This is a genomic window from Streptomyces flavofungini (assembly GCF_041028215.1).
GTDB classification, from domain to species: Bacteria; Actinomycetota; Actinomycetes; order Streptomycetales; family Streptomycetaceae; genus Streptomyces; species Streptomyces flavofungini_B.
Window position 1 is genome coordinate 1 of the sequence record NZ_JASKYR010000113.1, and the last position, 15115, is coordinate 15115.

A 15115-nucleotide genomic window follows, 5' to 3' on the forward strand; every position below is an offset into this window, starting at 1 on the left:
GTGGTGAGGCGAACGCGCTCGGGGTCCCAGCCGCCGCCGATCCGTCGCACGGCCTCCGCGCGCACCTCGTCGAGATGTGCGGGCACGGCGAGCATGCCGCCGGACAGGACGACGGTGTCGGGGTCGAAGACGTCGACGAGATGAGCGACGGCGGCGCCGATGTACCGGGCGCGCTCGCGCAGCAGGGTGTCGGCGGGGCCGTCTCCGGCGAGCGCCGCGGCCACCACGTCCGTGAAGTCGGCGTCCGGCGTCACGATCCCGCGCCGGACCGCCTCCGCCGTCACCGCGAGGTCCGTGGCGACGGCCTGGAGCACCCCGGCCCGGCCGCAGGAGCAGGCGGGCGAGGAGCCACCGGAATCGCCGTCGGGGGCGTCGCGGGCGGCGCGGACGTCGAGGACGGGCAGGTGGCCGATGCGGCCCGCCGCCGAGCGGGCCCCGGTGTGCACGCGGCGGCCCAGGGCGAACGCCGCGTCGATGACATTGCCGGTGAACAGGTGCACGGAGGCGGCCTCGTCGCCGTGCGCGTCGCCGAACCACAGTTCGGCGGTGGCCTGCGCGCGGGCCTGGGAGTCCACCACGGTGGGCAGTCCGGTGGCGTCGGTGAGCAGCGCGCGCAGGGGGACGTCGTGCCAGCCGAGCGCCTCGTTGTCGACGACGGTGCCGGTGCCCGGGTCGACCCAGCCGACGGTGGCGGCGCCGATCCCGAGTACGGGCACGTCACCCGCGTCCTTGAGCAGGTCGCGCACCACGTCGGCGGCGCCCGCGACGAGTCCGGCGGGCTCCAGCGGCCCGCGCTCGTGCACCCGCACCGCCGCCACACCGCCCCGCAGATCCACCAGGCCCGCCGTCGTGCGCCGGCGGCCCAGGTGGAGTCCGACCGCGTACCGGGCCCCGCGGACCAGGTCCACCGGGACCCGTGGCCGTCCGCCGCCCCCGCTCAGCGCGGGCAGTTCGCGCAGGAGTCCCGCGGTGACGGCGGGGGCGACGATCCGGCTGACCGTGCCCGCCGCGAGGCCGAGCCGGTCGGCCAGGTCGGCGCGGGGCAGGGGACCGGTGTCGAGGACGGCGCGCAGGACGGCCGCGGTGTTGGCGCGGCGCAGTCCCTGGGGCCGACGGTGGTCGGTCACGGCGTACGACTCCCTTGTGCTGCTGTTCTTCCGGCGGACGGTGCGTCATACGGGGGTGGCGTCGACCTCTTCGAGTTCCTTGCCGGTGGTGGCCAGGAACGGCGAGGCGGCGACCAGCGCCGCGCACACCATGTAGGCGCAGGCCGCCACGGCGACGGTCGTCAGACCGAAGTGGTCGAGCATGGTCGGTATGAGGGTCACGTTGAGCGCGGCCATCAGGCGCCCGGCACCCTGTGCGATGCCGGATCCCACACCGCGCAGCTGGGTCGGGAACGCCTCGGACGACCACACCCAGGACAGTACGCCGGGTCCGAACCAGGTCAGCAGGGAGTAGCAGACGTAGAAGGCGAGCAGTGCTCCGTCGCTCGTGTCGCCGAGGAAGGCGATGCCGAGCCCCGCGAGGAACACCCCGAGGCAGGTCCACAGGCCCAGGGTACGGCGGTTGACGCGGTCGATGACGAGGGCGCCCGCGAGGACTGCGGCCAGACCGGCGGTGTATCCGGCGAGCGAGAAGTACAGGGTGTGTCCGGCGCCGATCCCGGCGGCGGTCATCACCACGGGGGCCGCGACGGTGGCGACGGCGCCGCCGAAGTTGTTGAAGGCGAAGAAGGCGGCCACGACAACCAGCTTGCGTCCGGCACCGCCGCGCAGCAGCTTGCGCAACTCGCGCCTCTCCGGGGCGGGTGCGGCCTTCGGCTCCTCGACGCCGAGGGTCTCGAAGACCCGGGCGGCCTCCTCGTGCCGTCCCTGGGCCCGCAGCCAGCGCGGCGACTCGGGCAGGAACTGGCGGGCGATCAGCACGGCGAGGGCCGGGACGGCGGCGAGCCCGAACATCCAGCGCCAGGTGTTCTCGCCCGCGATGTCGCGCAGCGCGAGTGCGACGAGCACACTGGTGATCGCGCCGCACAGCCACATCATGTTGGGCAGCGACCCGGCGATCCGGCCGCGCTTCTGCTTCGGCGCGATCTCGGTGAGGAAGGCGTGCGAGGTCGGGATGTCCATGCCGACCGCCACCCCGATCAGAAACCGGGCGATCATGAGCTGCCACACCTCGGTGACGAAGGCCGCCGCGAGGGAGGCGGCCACGAAGAACACCAGGTTGATGACGAAGATGACCTTGCGTCCGAAGCGGTCGGACAGATCACCGAAGACGACGAGCCCAACGGCCGCGCCGATGAAGGCGATGGCGCTGAGCCAGCCGACCTGCAGGCTCGTCAGGTCGAAGGCGGGCTTGAGGAAGAGCAGGGCCGCGCCCATCACGAGTAAGTCGTAGCCGTCGATGAACTCACCGAACGCCACCAGGCGCGGGGTCCAGCGCCGGGTGAACCGGGCACGCCGCGGGGAGAGTCCCGCCGCCGGTGCGGCGGGCGGGGCGGAGAGGCTGGTCATGGGGACGTCACAGTCCTTCGTGGAATCCGGCGGAGGGCGGCGCGGAGCATGGGTGTCTCCCTCGGTGCGACTTAGTTACGTGCAGAAAGAAAATAAGTCGACGGGCGATCCGTCAAGGGGTCCCGCGCGGATCGCCATACGTGCGCAACATCCGTAACGTCAGCGCCACGCGGCGGGGAGAGCCGCGCGCGGCGGGCCCCTGATTGACCTTCACCCTGGGGGAGCCCGCAGCATCGGTGGTGCCGGGCGAGGGGCCCGGCACGAGGAGGGGCGAGCATGGGGCTGCTGACCATCGGGGCGTTCGCGAAGGCGTCCCGGCTGTCACCGAAGGCACTGCGCCCCTACGACGAACTCGGCCTGCTGCCCCCGGCCCGCGTCGACCCGGTGACGGGCTACCGCCTGTACGCCCCGGGCCAGTTGGACAAGGCCCGGCTCGTGGCCTGGCTCAGACGGCTCGGCATGCCACTGACCCGCATCCGGCACATCTGCGCACTGGAGGCGGGCCCGGCGGCCCAGGAGGTCCGCGCCTACTGGTCCCAGGTCGAGGCCGACACCGCAGCGCGGCGGGATCTCGCCACCTTCCTCGTCGACCATCTGGCACGGAAGGACCCCGCCATGACTCCGACCGCAGGCTCCCTGTCGATCCGGCATGCAGCCCTGTCCGACAAGGGCCTCGTCCGCGCGAGCAACCAGGACACCGTCTACGCCGGAACGCGGCTGTTCGCCGTTGCCGACGGCTGCGGGAGCCAGGGCGCGTCCGCCAGCGCGGCGGCCGTCGACGCGCTCAAGCACCTCGAATCCGACGCCGTCCCCGCGGGCGGTCTCCTCAACGCGCTCCAGGACGTCATCGACCGGGCCGACCAGGCCGTGCACGCCGTCGCGGGGAGCGGAACCGGCGGCCGAGGACACCGGCACGACCCTCACCGTGCTGCTCTGGACAGGATCGCAGCTCGCCCTGGTTCACATCGGTGACTCCCGCGTCTATCTCCTGCGCGAGGGGTAGATGTTCCAGATCACCCACGACCACACCATGGTCCAGTCGCTGGTCGACGAGGGACGGCTCAGCCCGGCGGAAGCCGTCTCGCATCCCGAGCGTGCCCTGCTGGTGCGGGCTCTGGGCCAAGGGGCCCGCAGCAAACCGGACATGCGCCTGCACGACGCCCGGAAGAACTCATCGCCCTGGCCAACGGAGTGGGCGGCCCCGACAACATCAGCTGTGTGGTCGCCGACGTCCTGGAGTGTTAGCGGGCGGAGTGAGCGGCGGGGGGCTGGAAGCAGGCGATGACGTCCTTGCCCTTGGAGCAGGGCCTGACCTGCCAGTCATCGGCGACGGCATCGACCAGCATGAGGCCGCGTCCGCCCAGGGCGCTGTCCGAGGGTTCGCGCGGCTCCGGCAGGTCGGGGTCCGGGTCGTGCACGGTCACATGGAGACACTCGTGGTCCCAGGTGAGGATGAGCTGGGCGTCGTCGCCGGCGTGCACATGGGCGTTGGTGACCAGCTCGGACACGGTCAGCAGGACGGCGTCCACGACGTCGGGCGCCGTCGTGTACCAGTGCAGCGACCGCAGATGCTCACGGGTCCAGTCACGGGCCGCCTTCACCCCGCTGCTCGTCGGCAGCGAGCGCGCCCAGCCCACGGCGGTCAGCGAAACTTGTTCCTCCATCAACCCTCCTCCGATTCTCGTGGCGTACATGTCCCAGTGCCCAGCAATGCGGCGGGCACACCGTGTGGGCCCGGCCAGGGAGTCTCCGGCCGGGCCCACACGGTGTGCCCGCCGTCCCGGTATTCGACCGTCACGCTAGGAGCAATCGGCCTTCACCGCTGAAAGCGATCCGTCGTGGCAAGTGGAATGGTGGTCATAATTCTGGCCGGTCGCGACACCGCAGTCCGTCGGGTTATCGGGGCCCGTGCAGGAAAGCGTATGGCGGATTCCAGGGTGACCGGAAGGTTTGTTCGTGTAGAGGGCATGCATCGTGCTCCGGTGTGTTTGTTGGGTGGTCGGGAGCCGGTGCGCGAGCGCTCATGGCCGTCGTTGCGGGGAATGGGCAATTGCCGGGAAACGCCGCCGGGTCGGTGCCCGAAATGATGTCGAAAGGCGTCCATGATTCGGGTGCGGGTGCGTCCGCGCAAGGAGGCGACTCGTCGGCGCATTGCCCGTAGTCGTTCCCGAATTGGCCATATTGACATGGACACCTACGCATGTGATCGTGCCCGCATGAACGCACTCCCGACGTTACCGTTCGATAACCCGTCCGTGATCGGCATTGCCCCCGAGATGCGCGCACTCCAGCAGGAGGGGCCGATCGCCAGGGTGTGGACCGCCGGTGAAGACGCCTGGCTGGTCACCCGCTACGACGAGGTGAAGGCCCTGCTCGCCGACCGCAGGCTCGGGCTCAGCAACCCCAGCCCCGAGCCCTCGGCCAAGAGCACGGCACGCGCCACCATGATGGCGCTGATGGCCGGGCACGACTACGAGACCGAGGCCACCCACCACCCCCAGCTCCGCGAGCTGCTCGTGCCCCGGTTCGCCACGCGCCGGATGCGGCTGATGAAGACCCGGGTCGAGCGCCACGTGGACGAGCTGCTCGACGAGCTGGCCGCCGGTCCGCAACCGGCCGACCTGCACCAGGCCTTGTCGTTCCCGTTGCCGACCATGACGGTCTGCGATCTGCTCGGTGTGCCGCTGGCCGACCGGGAGACGTTCGGGCAGTGGGCGAGGGGCACGTTCGACCAGCGGGACGCCCAGCACTCGGCGAACACCTTCCAGCAGGTCGTGGACTACATGACCGAACTCGTGGCGCGCAAGCGGGTCGAGCCCGGCGATGACATCCTGTCCGAGCTGATCGCCGAGAGGGACGGCACCCTTTCGGACGCCTACATCGCCCAACTGGGCAACGCCGTACTGCTGTTCGGCTATGAGACCACCATCGTCCGCATCGACCTCGGCGTCCTTCTGCTGCTGCGCAATCCCGAGCAGCGCGCCCTGCTGGCCGACAAGCCCGAGCTCGCCCCGGCCGCGGTCGAGGAGGTCCTGCGCCTCGCGGTGGGCGGCAAGGGGTCCAACGCGCTGATACCGCGCTACGCGCACGACGACATCACCGTCGGCGACACGGTGATCCGGACCGGGGACGCGGTGATGCTGGCCATCGGCGCGGCCAACATCGACGGCCGGGCGTTCCCCGACCCCGACGTCTTCGACCTGACCCGCGAGAAGCCCCGGTCGCACATGGCCTTCGGGTACGGCACCCGGCACTGCATCGGCCGTGTGCTCGCCCGCATCGAGCTGACCGCCGTGTTCGAGCGGCTCTTCCGCAAGCTGCCCGACCTGCAACTCGCCGTGCCCGAGGGGTCGTTGCACTGGCAGGAGCACCGGATCACCGGCGGCTTCGACGAGATCCCCGTCACCTTCTAGCGGACTGTTCCGGCGCGGCCCAGGCGCTCCCGGGGGTCACCTCGGGGGCGCCCTAGAAATGTATTGCTGATTTATATAAGCTCTTGTTCGATCGCTCTGCGCAACATCGACCCCAGGAGCAACGGCGCTCCAGCGTCCGTGGTCCGCCCGGTGCGAGGCGCACCTGTGACGGTGCCCTCCGCCCCACGCGGCGCCATGGCAGCCCGCCGACCCCGCCCGGATGTTTGACGCTCCTCCCACGCACAGACGTCACGAGGACAAGGAACCATGACGGACACTTTCAGCGACTACGTCGACTGCACGCCTCTTCTCGACGACCGTGAAGCCCTCGACCGGTTCTACGAAGAGCACGGCTACCTCTATCTGCGCGGCGCCCTGGACCGTGACCTGGTGCGCACCGCCGCCGAGCAGATGCTTGAGGGCCTGATCGCACTCGGCCACGCCGCTCCGGGCACCACGCTCGACACCCTCACCATCGACTCCTACGAGGCGGTCGACGAGGTGGCGATGCACGACTACGTCAAGTACGACGAGCTGTGGAACCACCCCACCAGCCTCAAGGTCTGGGAGAAGGTCTTCGGCGAGCCCGTCTTCGTCTTCAAGTCGACGACGATCCGCTACTACCCCTCAGCCCCGGACACCGCGGAGCCCAGCTTCCTGACACCGCTGCACCAGGACGGCTTCTACATCGGCCCCAACAAGGACTTCCGCACCGCCTGGCTGCCGCTGCTCCCCACCAGTGAGGGCATAGGCGGCGTCGCCATCGCCGACGGCAGCCACAAGAAGGGCCCGCGCGAGCACGTCGTCACCGAGAACTTCCGCCGCTTCGGCCACGCCGTACGCGGCGTCCCCGCCGAGGAGTTCGGCGCGGACGAGCACCTGCTCTTCTCGCCCATGGAGCCGGGCGACGTGATCCTCTTCCACGCCTACACGTGCCACAAGTCCATACCGAACGTCTCGGTGAACCCGCCCGGCATGCGGATGTCGATGGACACCCGTATCCAGCCCGCCTCCTCGCACCGCGGGTTCAACGCCCTCACCCCCTGGCCGGAGTCCGCCAAGGACGCCTCCAAGGGAATCATGTCGAAGATCACCGGTACGCCCACCACCACCGAGTGACCGAGGCACCCCCGCGGTCAGCCACCGCACCCGCCCAACCGTACGAACACACTCCTGGATAGGCAGCGCATGACGAATCGCGAGGGCCTCCCCCCTCTGAAGGGGCCCAACGCGGCACCGGAGTCCCCGGCCGGCGCACCACCGGCCGCCGCGGGGCTCAGCGGCATCGCCCTCGTGGTGGTGCTCACCGGATACGCCCTGTCCATCGTGGACGCCTCCATCGTCAATGTGGCGCTGAACTCCATCAGCGACGACCTCCACGGCGGCGCCGCCGCCCTGGAACTGGTGGTGTCGGGCTACGGCCTCACCTACGCCCTCGGCCTGGTCCTCGGCGGACGCCTCGGCGACGCCTTCGGCAGACGGCGCCTGTACGCCTACGGACTCGCGGCGTTCACCCTCACCTCGGCGCTGTGCGGGCTCGCCCCGAGCATCGAGTTCCTCGTCACCGCCCGGCTGCTGCAAGGCGCCGCCGCCGCCATGCTCGTACCGCAGGTGCTCGCGACCATCCAGGCGGTCACCGAGGGCCAGGCGCGCGCCCGCGCGATCGGCATGTACGGCGCGACCGCGGCCCTCGGCATGGTCATCGGGCAGATCCTGGGCGGACTCCTCGTCTCCCTCGACGTCGCGGGGATGGGCTGGCGGGCGGTCTTCGCGATCAATGTGCCCATCGGCGTGGCCGCGCTCCTCGCCGTCCGGCGCGTCCCCGGGAGCAAGGCCGGCACCAAGCCGGGCTTCGACCCGCTGGGCACCGGCCTGTTCGGCGTCACCATGGTCTGTGTCCTGGCCGTGGTCGTGGCGGGCCCCGACCTCGGCTGGCCGCTGTGGCTGTGGTCGCTCCTCGCGGTCGCCGCGGCGGGAGCGCTGGCGCTGATGCGCACCGAGCGCCGTCTTGAGGCGCGGGGCGGCTCACCGCTGCTGTCCCCCACGGTGCTCTCCCACCCGGGGATGCGCAGGGGGCTGGCCGCGATGGTGCCGTTCTCGGCGAGCTTCGGCGCCTTCCTGTTCGTCTACGCCCTGGTCGCGCAGGGCCACTTCGGCTTCGACGGACTCGAATCCGGCGGAGGCCTCGCACCGTTCGCCGTCGCCTTCTTCGCCGTCGCGCAGTTCACCCCGAAGATCTCGGCGGCCCTCGGCGGCCGGATCGTCACCCTGGGCGCCGTCATCCAGGGCACGGGCGTGCTGCTCCTCGCCCTGGTGATCCGTCTCGGCTGGCCGCACCCCTCCCTGACGCTCGTCCTGCTCGGGATCGGCCTCTTCGGCGCGGGCGCGGCCCTGATCGGCCCGACGCTGTTCCGGATGATCCTCGCCGACGTACCCCCCGCGCAGGCCGGTATGGGCAGCGGTGTGCTGGTGACCAGCCAGCAGATGGCGACCGCGCTGGGCGCGACGGTCGGCGGGTCGCTCTACATCTCCCTGGCCGACTCGCTGTCGACCTCGTCGGCGGCCGTACTCGTCCTCGCCCTCCTGGGATGTCTCTCAGTGATCGTCTTCGTGATCAGTCTGAAACTCCCCGACCCCCGCTGACATCGCGCCCCCAGGACGGCGCGCTCTGATCCAGACCTTCTCACCGGCACCGGCGCGCCGTCCTTCGGCGTACCCGCGCGCAGAAGCGGAGACAGCCAAGTGCACCCACCGAACGGACCAGCGCACCGACCCGAAGGACCGGCTCACTTCCAGGCCCGTACGGCCGTGGTGACCGGCGCGGCCAGTGGCATCGGCCGCGCCCTCAGCGCCCGCTTCGCACGGGCCGGTGCCGCCGTGGTCATGGCGGACATCGAGGGCGAGTCCCTGCACCGCGAGGCCGCCGCACTCACCGCGGCGGGCGCGCGGGTCACCGCCGTGACCGCCGACCTGACCGACCCCGACGCCGTCCGGCACCTCGCGGACACGGCGTTCGACCGGCTCGGTGACATCGACGTGGTGTGCAACAACGCCGGGGTCCTCGGCCCCGTGGGCCTGCCCCTCTGGGAGGTGCCGCTGGAGCAGATGCGGCAGGTCTTCGAGGTGAACCACTGGGCGCACGTCCTGATCGCCCGCGCCTTCGTCCCCCGCCTCCTGGAGCGCCGCAGGCCCGCCCACCTGATCCACACCGCCTCGATGTCCGCCTTCGTCGTCGGCGCGGGCAGCGCCGCCTACGCCGCCTCCAAGCACGCCGACCTCGCCGTCGCCCGCAGCCTGCGCGCCGATCTGCGGGACACCGGGATCAAGGTGTCGGTGCTCTGCCCCGGCCGGGTCGACACACCCATGGTCCAGGGCCTCACGGCCCCGCGCGGCGCGGGCGGTGCCACCTCGGTGAGCGCCGAACACGTCGCCGGGCTCGTCTGGGACGCCCTCGGCTCCGACCGCTTCTACCTCTTCAGCAACCCCGACGCCCCGCCGCGGCTGCGCGAGCAGTTCGACGACGTGACGCGTCATGTCTCCCTTTCGCCCCCTTCCCCCGAGGAGGAGCTGTGGCCCGCGCCGAAGGCGACGACCGTAGCGAAGAAACAGTGACCATCGATCTGGAAGCGGTGCGGGAGAAGTACCGGCAGGAGCGCGACAAGCGCGGCGTCGGACGCACCTACCAGTTCGCGCGCGGCGACTTCAGCCGCTACGCGCGCGACCCCTACACCGAGCGCCAGGAGCGCGAACCGCTCACCGACGAGGTGGACGTCGCCATCGTCGGCGCCGGTATCGGCGGCCTGCTGACCGGCGCCCACCTGCGCGAGGAGACCGGCCTCGACCGCATCCGGCTGATCGACGAGGCCGGTGACGTCGGCGGCACCTGGTACTGGAACCGCTTCCCCGGCGTCCGGTGCGACGTCGAGAGCTACATCTACATGCCGCTGCTCGAAGAGACCGGCACGATACCCACCGAGAAGTACTCCACCGGACCCGAGATCTTCGCCCACCTCCAGCGGATCGCCCGCAAGTACGACCTCTACCGCGACGCCCTCTTCCAGACCGCGGTCACCGAGCTGCGCTGGGACGAGGCCGCCGGTCACTGGCTGGTCAGCACCGACCGCGGCGATCTGATCCGGGCCCGGTACGTCGCCATGTCGATCGGACTGATGCACCGCCCCAAACTCCCCGGACTGCCCGGCCTTGAGACGTTCGCCGGGCACTCCTTCCACGCCAGCCGCTGGGACTTCGACTACACCGGCGGCGACAGCACCGGCCATCTGACGGGGCTGAAGGACAAGAAGGTCGGTGTCATCGGCACCGGGTCGACGACCATCCAGCTGACCCCCCACCTCGCCGAGTGGGCCGAGCAGCTCGTGCTCTTCCAGCGCACCCCGGCCACGGTCGACGTGCGAGGCAACCGGCCCACCCCGCCCGACTTCGCCGACCACCTCGAACCGGGCTGGCAGCAGCGCCGCATGGAGAACTTCCACGCGCTGACCTCCGGCCTCCCGCAGGACGAGGACCTGGTCCAGGACCGCTGGACGCAGACCACGGCCAAGCTGGCCGCCGCGATCCTGCCCACCGGAGACACCGGGGGAGACCCGAAGGAACGGGCCCTCGCGGCCGAGCGGGCGGACTTCCTCAAGATGGAGGAGTTGCGCGCCCGCATCGACAGCATCGTCACCGACCCCGCGACCGCCGACGCCCTCAAGCCGTACTACCGCGTGTACTGCAAGCGGCCCTGCTTCCACGACGGCTACCTCCAGACCTTCAACCGGCCCAACGTGACCCTGGTCGACACCCAGGGGCAGGGCGTGGAACGGCTCACCCCGGCCGGGGTCGTCGCGGGCGGCCGGGAGTACCCGGTGGACTGCCTCATCTTCGCCACCGGCTACGAGCACGAGTTCGCCGTCCCCTACACCGACCGCGCCGGTTACGACATCGTCGGGCGCGGCGGAGTCAGGCTGTCGCAGAAGTGGGCGGACGGTGCGCACACGCTGCACGGCCTCCAGGTGAACGGCTTCCCCAACTGCTTCATCCTCTCCAAGATCCAGGCCGGCCGGCACGTCAACATCGCCTACATGCTGGGCGAGCAGACCCGCCACCTCGCACACATCGTCAAGTCCGTCGAGGAGCGCGGCCACCGGATCGTGGAGGCCTCCGAGGCAGGAGAGAAGGAGTGGGTCGAGGAGATCCTCCGGCTCGCCGCCAACGACTTGAGCTTCCTGGAGAACTGCACCCCCGGCCTCTACAACAACGAGGGGAACCCGGGCGGCATGCCCCTGCTCAACTCCAGCTACGGCGGCGGCTCCGTGGAGTTCGTGAACATCCTCAGGCGCTGGCGCGACGCGGGCGACCTCGCCGGCCTCGAACTGCGCTGATCACCCCAACCCCGTACCCGAAAGGCGGAAACGCCATGGACTTGACGCCGATACCCGGTGCCGCTCTCGGCGCCGTCGTGCACGGCGCCCGTGTCACCGGCGACCTGGACGAGGCCACGACCGAGGAGATCCGGGCGGCGCTCGACGAGCACCTCGTCCTCGTCTTCCGAGGCCACGACACCCCCACCCACGAGGAGTTCCTGGCCTTCGGACGACACTTCGGCCACATCCCGAAAACCGGCCTGACCAGCGGCGCCCACCCCGATCACAACGAGATTCTGATCGTCTCCAACCTGGTGGAGGACGGCCGCAAGATCGGGGTCGGCGACGCCGAGTGGATGGGCTGGCACACCGACTACTCCTTCCGCCCCCGGGTCTCCCAGATCGGCTTCCTCGAAGCCATGGAAGTGCCCTCCTCCGGCGGCGGAGAGACCCTCTTCACCGACATGTACGCCCTGTACGAGTCCCTGTCGCCCGAGGAGCGCGGGCGTCTGCACTCCTACCGGGTCCGCCACGCCCTGCGCACCGGCTATGAGGAGACCATCGAGGAGGAGCTCCAGGGCGAGGTGTCCCTCGGCGAGAACACCGCGCCGATCCAGCCCGAGGACGGCACCTCGACCATCCACCCGCTGATCGCCCGCAACCCGCGCACCGGCCGCCAGTCGGTCTACGTCAGCAGCCTGAACACCAAACGCGTCGTCGACCTCGCCCCCGACGCCAGCCGCAAGCTGCTCGACGAACTCCTCGCGCACGCGGGCAGGCCCGAACACACCTACGCCCACACCTGGCGGCCCGGCGACATCGTCATGTGGGACCAGCTCGGCACCATCCACGCCAAGCAGGCCTTCGACCCGGCCGAACGGCGCATCATGCGCCAGGTCGTCAGCATCTTCGACGACCCCACCGAACCCTGGCGCGCGGAGGTGCCCGCATGAGCACCGCACCCGCCTGCCTCAGCCACGGCCGGGTCACGGTCACCCCGGCGCTGCGCGCCGCCGTCGACCGGCTCGACCACCGCTCACGCCACCAGGCGGCCTACCACTTCGGCTGGATCACCGCCGCGGGCATGCCCACCAGCGCCGACGCGGGCAAGGCCGTACGGCCGGCGCTCGCGCTGCTCTCGGCCGAGGCGGTCGGCGCTCCGCCGGAGATCGCCCTGCCCGGCGCCGTCGCCGTGGAGCTCGTGCACAACTTCTCCCTGCTGCACGACGATCTGATGGACGGCGACGAGAAGCGCCGCCACCGGCACACGGTATGGAAACTGTGGGGGCCCGACAGCGCCATCCTGACCGGTGACGCGATGCTGGCGCTCGCCCAGGAGGTGCTCCTCGACAGCGGTCTTCCGACGGCGGCGCCCGCCGCGCGGCTGCTGGCCCGCACCACCCGCCAGCTCATCCGCGGCCAGGTCCAGGACCTGTCCTTCGAGCGGCGCGCGCACGTCACCGTCGAGGAGTGCGTCGACATGACCGCGGGCAAGACCGGCGCGCTCCTCTCGGCCAGCGCCGCCATCGGCGCCGTCCTCGCCGGGGCACCCGAGGCGACGGTGGACGCCCTGGCACGCTACGGCGACCGGCTCGGCCTGGCCTTCCAGCTCGTCGACGACCTGCTCGGCATCTGGGGCGACCCGGCCGTCACCGGCAAACCGGTCCACTCCGATCTGCGCTCCCGCAAGAAGTCCCTGCCGGTCAGCCACGCCCTGAACCAGGATGGACCGCTCAGCGACGAGCTGTCCTCCTGGCTCGCCACCCCCGGCGAACCCGACGAGGCGGAACTGCGGCGCGTGGCGGCACTGATCGAGGACTCCGGAAGCCGCGACTGGGCGCTGGCCGAGGCCACCCGGCGGACCGCGCTGGCCGAGGACGCGCTGCGCGACACCGAGCTCGACCCCGGGGCGCGGAGCGAACTCCTCGCGCTCGGACGGTTCATCGTCGACCGCGAGGTCTGAGCCCGGCGCCGCCGCCCCATTGCCCACGGCTTCGCCGACATCCGGCGGCGCCCCTCTTGAGGAACGGAACACCCATGCCTGTCGCTCTTGGAGTGCCGACGGTGCCGCCGAGACTGGCCCCGCGACGCACCAGCCGCCAGATCCACGTGGGGACGGTACCCGTGGGCGGTGACGCCCCGGTCTCGGTCCAGTCCATGACCACGACCCGCACCTCCGACATCGGCGCGACGCTCCAGCAGATCGCCGAACTCACCGCGTCCGGCTGCCAGATCGTCCGCGTCGCCTGCCCCACCCAGGACGACGCCGACGCCCTGCCGACGATCGCGCGCAAGTCGCAGATCCCGGTGATCGCGGACATCCACTTCCAGCCGAAGTACGTCTTCGCCGCCATCGAGGCGGGCTGCGCCGCCGTCCGCGTCAACCCGGGCAACATCAAGCAGTTCGACGACAAGGTCCGCGAGATCGCACGCGCCGCCAAGGACCGCGGCACCCCCATCCGCATCGGGGTCAACGCGGGCTCGCTCGACCGCCGTCTGCTGAAGAAGTACGGCAGGGCGACCCCCGAGGCGCTGGTCGAGAGCGCGCTGTGGGAGGCGTCGCTCTTCGAGGAGCACGACTTCCGGGACATCAAGATCTCCGTCAAGCACAACGACCCCGTCGTGATGATCGAGGCGTACCGGCAGCTCGCCGAGCGATGCGACTACCCGCTGCACCTCGGCGTGACGGAGGCGGGCCCCGCCTTCCAGGGCACCATCAAGTCGGCCGTCGCCTTCGGCGCGCTGCTGTCCCGGGGCATCGGCGACACCATCCGCGTCTCGCTGAGCGCACCGCCCGCCGAGGAGGTGAAGGTGGGTCTGCAGATCCTGGAGTCCCTGAACCTCAAGCAGCGTGGACTGGAGATCGTGTCGTGCCCGTCCTGCGGACGCGCGCAGGTCGACGTGTACAAGCTGGCCGAAGAGGTGACGGCCGGACTGAAGGGCATGGACATCCCGCTGCGCGTGGCCGTCATGGGGTGTGTGGTGAACGGCCCCGGGGAGGCCAGGGAAGCGGACCTCGGTGTCGCGTCGGGCAACGGCAAGGGGCAGATCTTCGTCAAGGGCGAGGTCGTCAGGACCGTACCGGAGTCGAAGATCGTCGAGACACTCATCGAGGAGGCGTTCAGACTCGCCGAGCTGATGCGCGAGGACGAGGAGACGGCGGCCGTACCTGGCTGAGCGAGCACGCGGCCCGCGGCGCAACTCGGCTGACAGATCGACACGCGTGTGGTTACGATGCCGCCGATGATGAATTCCTCCTCGTACGGAACGGGGGACTCGTCCGCGCAAGGTGAGTGCTGATGGCACATCACTTCGCGCACGAGATCCCGCCCCACCTCCAGATGTGGCAGCGCGTACGTCAGTACGCCGTGCCACCGTCCATGATCGAGACCGCGACCGCACGACGTACGGTCGGTGACTGGGCGGGGGCCTGTGCCGCCGCCCGTGTCGACGTCGACCTCGATCCACGCGCCGTCCGCGACCGCCACGGCACCGAACTCCTCGACCTCCTCCGCGCTGATCTGCGCCGCCTCGCGCCCGATCTGCTGCGCTGGCACATGCCCCGGATCGCCCCCGACGGGCGGCTCCGGCCCGGCCTCACCCTCTCCCTGGCGCGCTACCGGCGTGCCGCCGCGTCGCCGCTTCACCTGGTCGTACGGACACCGCCCGCCTGGGCGGACGCCGGACAGCGGATGTCCCTCGCGCTGTGGGAGGGCTCCGTGAGCGCCGCCGCACATCCGAGCGCGGCCACGCACCCACCCCCACATCGTCACGGGGGGGGGGGGGGGGGGGGGGGCCGGTCGGGGTGTGGGTGCGGGTG

Annotated in this window: 11 protein-coding genes and 2 pseudogenes; 10 read left to right on the forward strand and 3 right to left on the reverse strand. The window is 70.9% G+C overall.

The annotated features are described in order from the left end of the window. A partial coding sequence (locus AB8Z36_RS10715; protein ID WP_369213000.1) for an ROK family protein occupies positions 1-1127 on the reverse strand: 1127 nt, incomplete at its 3' end. Positions 1128-1172: 45 nt separating this feature from the next. Then, the gene (locus AB8Z36_RS10720) at positions 1173-2516 is read right to left on the reverse strand and encodes an MFS transporter (RefSeq protein WP_369213001.1); all 1344 of its coding nucleotides are present in this window, start codon (positions 2514-2516) and stop codon (positions 1173-1175) included. A gap of 276 nt (positions 2517-2792) precedes the next feature. Between AB8Z36_RS10720 and AB8Z36_RS10725 the strand changes: the two are divergent. After that, a pseudogene (locus AB8Z36_RS10725) lies at positions 2793-3761 on the forward strand (MerR family transcriptional regulator). Here the strand turns inward: AB8Z36_RS10725 and AB8Z36_RS10730 are convergent. Beyond that, a complete protein-coding gene (locus AB8Z36_RS10730) occupies positions 3758-4180 on the reverse strand; it encodes an ATP-binding protein (protein ID WP_369213002.1) in 423 nt (140 codons plus the stop codon). The pseudogene AB8Z36_RS10725 and the gene AB8Z36_RS10730 sit on opposite strands and share 4 nt — an antisense overlap. A gap of 552 nt (positions 4181-4732) precedes the next feature. On the opposite strand from AB8Z36_RS10730, the gene penM reads away from it, so the two are divergent. The 9 genes and pseudogenes from penM to AB8Z36_RS10775 form a co-directional block, all read left to right on the forward strand. Further along, complete coding sequence (penM, locus tag AB8Z36_RS10735) at positions 4733-5929, forward strand: pentalenolactone synthase (protein WP_369213003.1); 1197 nt, start codon at positions 4733-4735, stop codon at positions 5927-5929. Positions 5930-6196: 267 nt separating this feature from the next. Beyond that, positions 6197-7048 carry a 1-deoxypentalenic acid 11-beta-hydroxylase gene (ptlH, locus tag AB8Z36_RS10740; RefSeq protein ID WP_369213004.1) on the forward strand — a complete coding sequence of 284 codons (852 nt, stop codon included), beginning with the start codon at positions 6197-6199 and terminating at the stop codon, positions 7046-7048. 69 nt (positions 7049-7117) lie between these two features. Beyond that, the gene (locus AB8Z36_RS10745) at positions 7118-8572 is read left to right on the forward strand and encodes an MFS transporter (RefSeq protein WP_369213005.1); all 1455 of its coding nucleotides are present in this window, start codon (positions 7118-7120) and stop codon (positions 8570-8572) included. A 165-nt stretch (positions 8573-8737) separates the two neighbouring features. Beyond that, complete coding sequence (gene ptlF / locus AB8Z36_RS10750; RefSeq protein ID WP_369213006.1) at positions 8738-9541, forward strand: 1-deoxy-11-beta-hydroxypentalenate dehydrogenase; 804 nt, start codon at positions 8738-8740, stop codon at positions 9539-9541. A 17-nt stretch (positions 9542-9558) separates the two neighbouring features. Then, entirely contained in the window at positions 9559-11313 is a 1755-nt protein-coding gene (gene ptlE / locus AB8Z36_RS10755; RefSeq protein WP_369213010.1) for a neopentalenolactone/pentalenolactone D synthase, read from the forward strand. Positions 11314-11348: 35 nt separating this feature from the next. Then, positions 11349-12248 carry a neopentalenolactone/pentalenolactone F synthase gene (ptlD, locus tag AB8Z36_RS10760; protein ID WP_369213007.1) on the forward strand — a complete coding sequence of 300 codons (900 nt, stop codon included), beginning with the start codon at positions 11349-11351 and terminating at the stop codon, positions 12246-12248. Continuing rightward, a complete protein-coding gene (locus tag AB8Z36_RS10765; protein WP_369213008.1) occupies positions 12245-13258 on the forward strand; it encodes a polyprenyl synthetase family protein in 1014 nt (337 codons plus the stop codon). Before ptlD ends, AB8Z36_RS10765 begins: the two co-directional genes overlap by 4 nt. Before the next feature lie 74 nt (positions 13259-13332). Continuing rightward, entirely contained in the window at positions 13333-14472 is a 1140-nt protein-coding gene (ispG, locus tag AB8Z36_RS10770) for a flavodoxin-dependent (E)-4-hydroxy-3-methylbut-2-enyl-diphosphate synthase (protein WP_369213009.1), read from the forward strand. Positions 14473-14594: 122 nt separating this feature from the next. Then, positions 14595-15115: pseudogene (locus AB8Z36_RS10775) on the forward strand (hypothetical protein); the annotation flags it as partial.

What these genes read in the sequence shown, in the direction of transcription:
- ptlH (WP_369213004.1), top strand. Translation starts at nt 6,197, where the DNA reads ATGACGGACACTTTCAGCGACTACGTCGACTGCACGCCTCTTCTCGAC.
- AB8Z36_RS10730 (WP_369213002.1), bottom strand. Translation starts at nt 4,180, where the DNA reads ATGGAGGAACAAGTTTCGCTGACCGCCGTGGGCTGGGCGCGCTCGCTG.
- AB8Z36_RS10720 (WP_369213001.1), bottom strand. Translation starts at nt 2,516, where the DNA reads ATGACCAGCCTCTCCGCCCCGCCCGCCGCACCGGCGGCGGGACTCTCC.
- AB8Z36_RS10745 (WP_369213005.1), top strand. Translation starts at nt 7,118, where the DNA reads ATGACGAATCGCGAGGGCCTCCCCCCTCTGAAGGGGCCCAACGCGGCA.
- ispG (WP_369213009.1), top strand. Translation starts at nt 13,333, where the DNA reads ATGCCTGTCGCTCTTGGAGTGCCGACGGTGCCGCCGAGACTGGCCCCG.
- ptlD (WP_369213007.1), top strand. Translation starts at nt 11,349, where the DNA reads ATGGACTTGACGCCGATACCCGGTGCCGCTCTCGGCGCCGTCGTGCAC.
- penM (WP_369213003.1), top strand. Translation starts at nt 4,733, where the DNA reads ATGAACGCACTCCCGACGTTACCGTTCGATAACCCGTCCGTGATCGGC.
- AB8Z36_RS10765 (WP_369213008.1), top strand. Translation starts at nt 12,245, where the DNA reads ATGAGCACCGCACCCGCCTGCCTCAGCCACGGCCGGGTCACGGTCACC.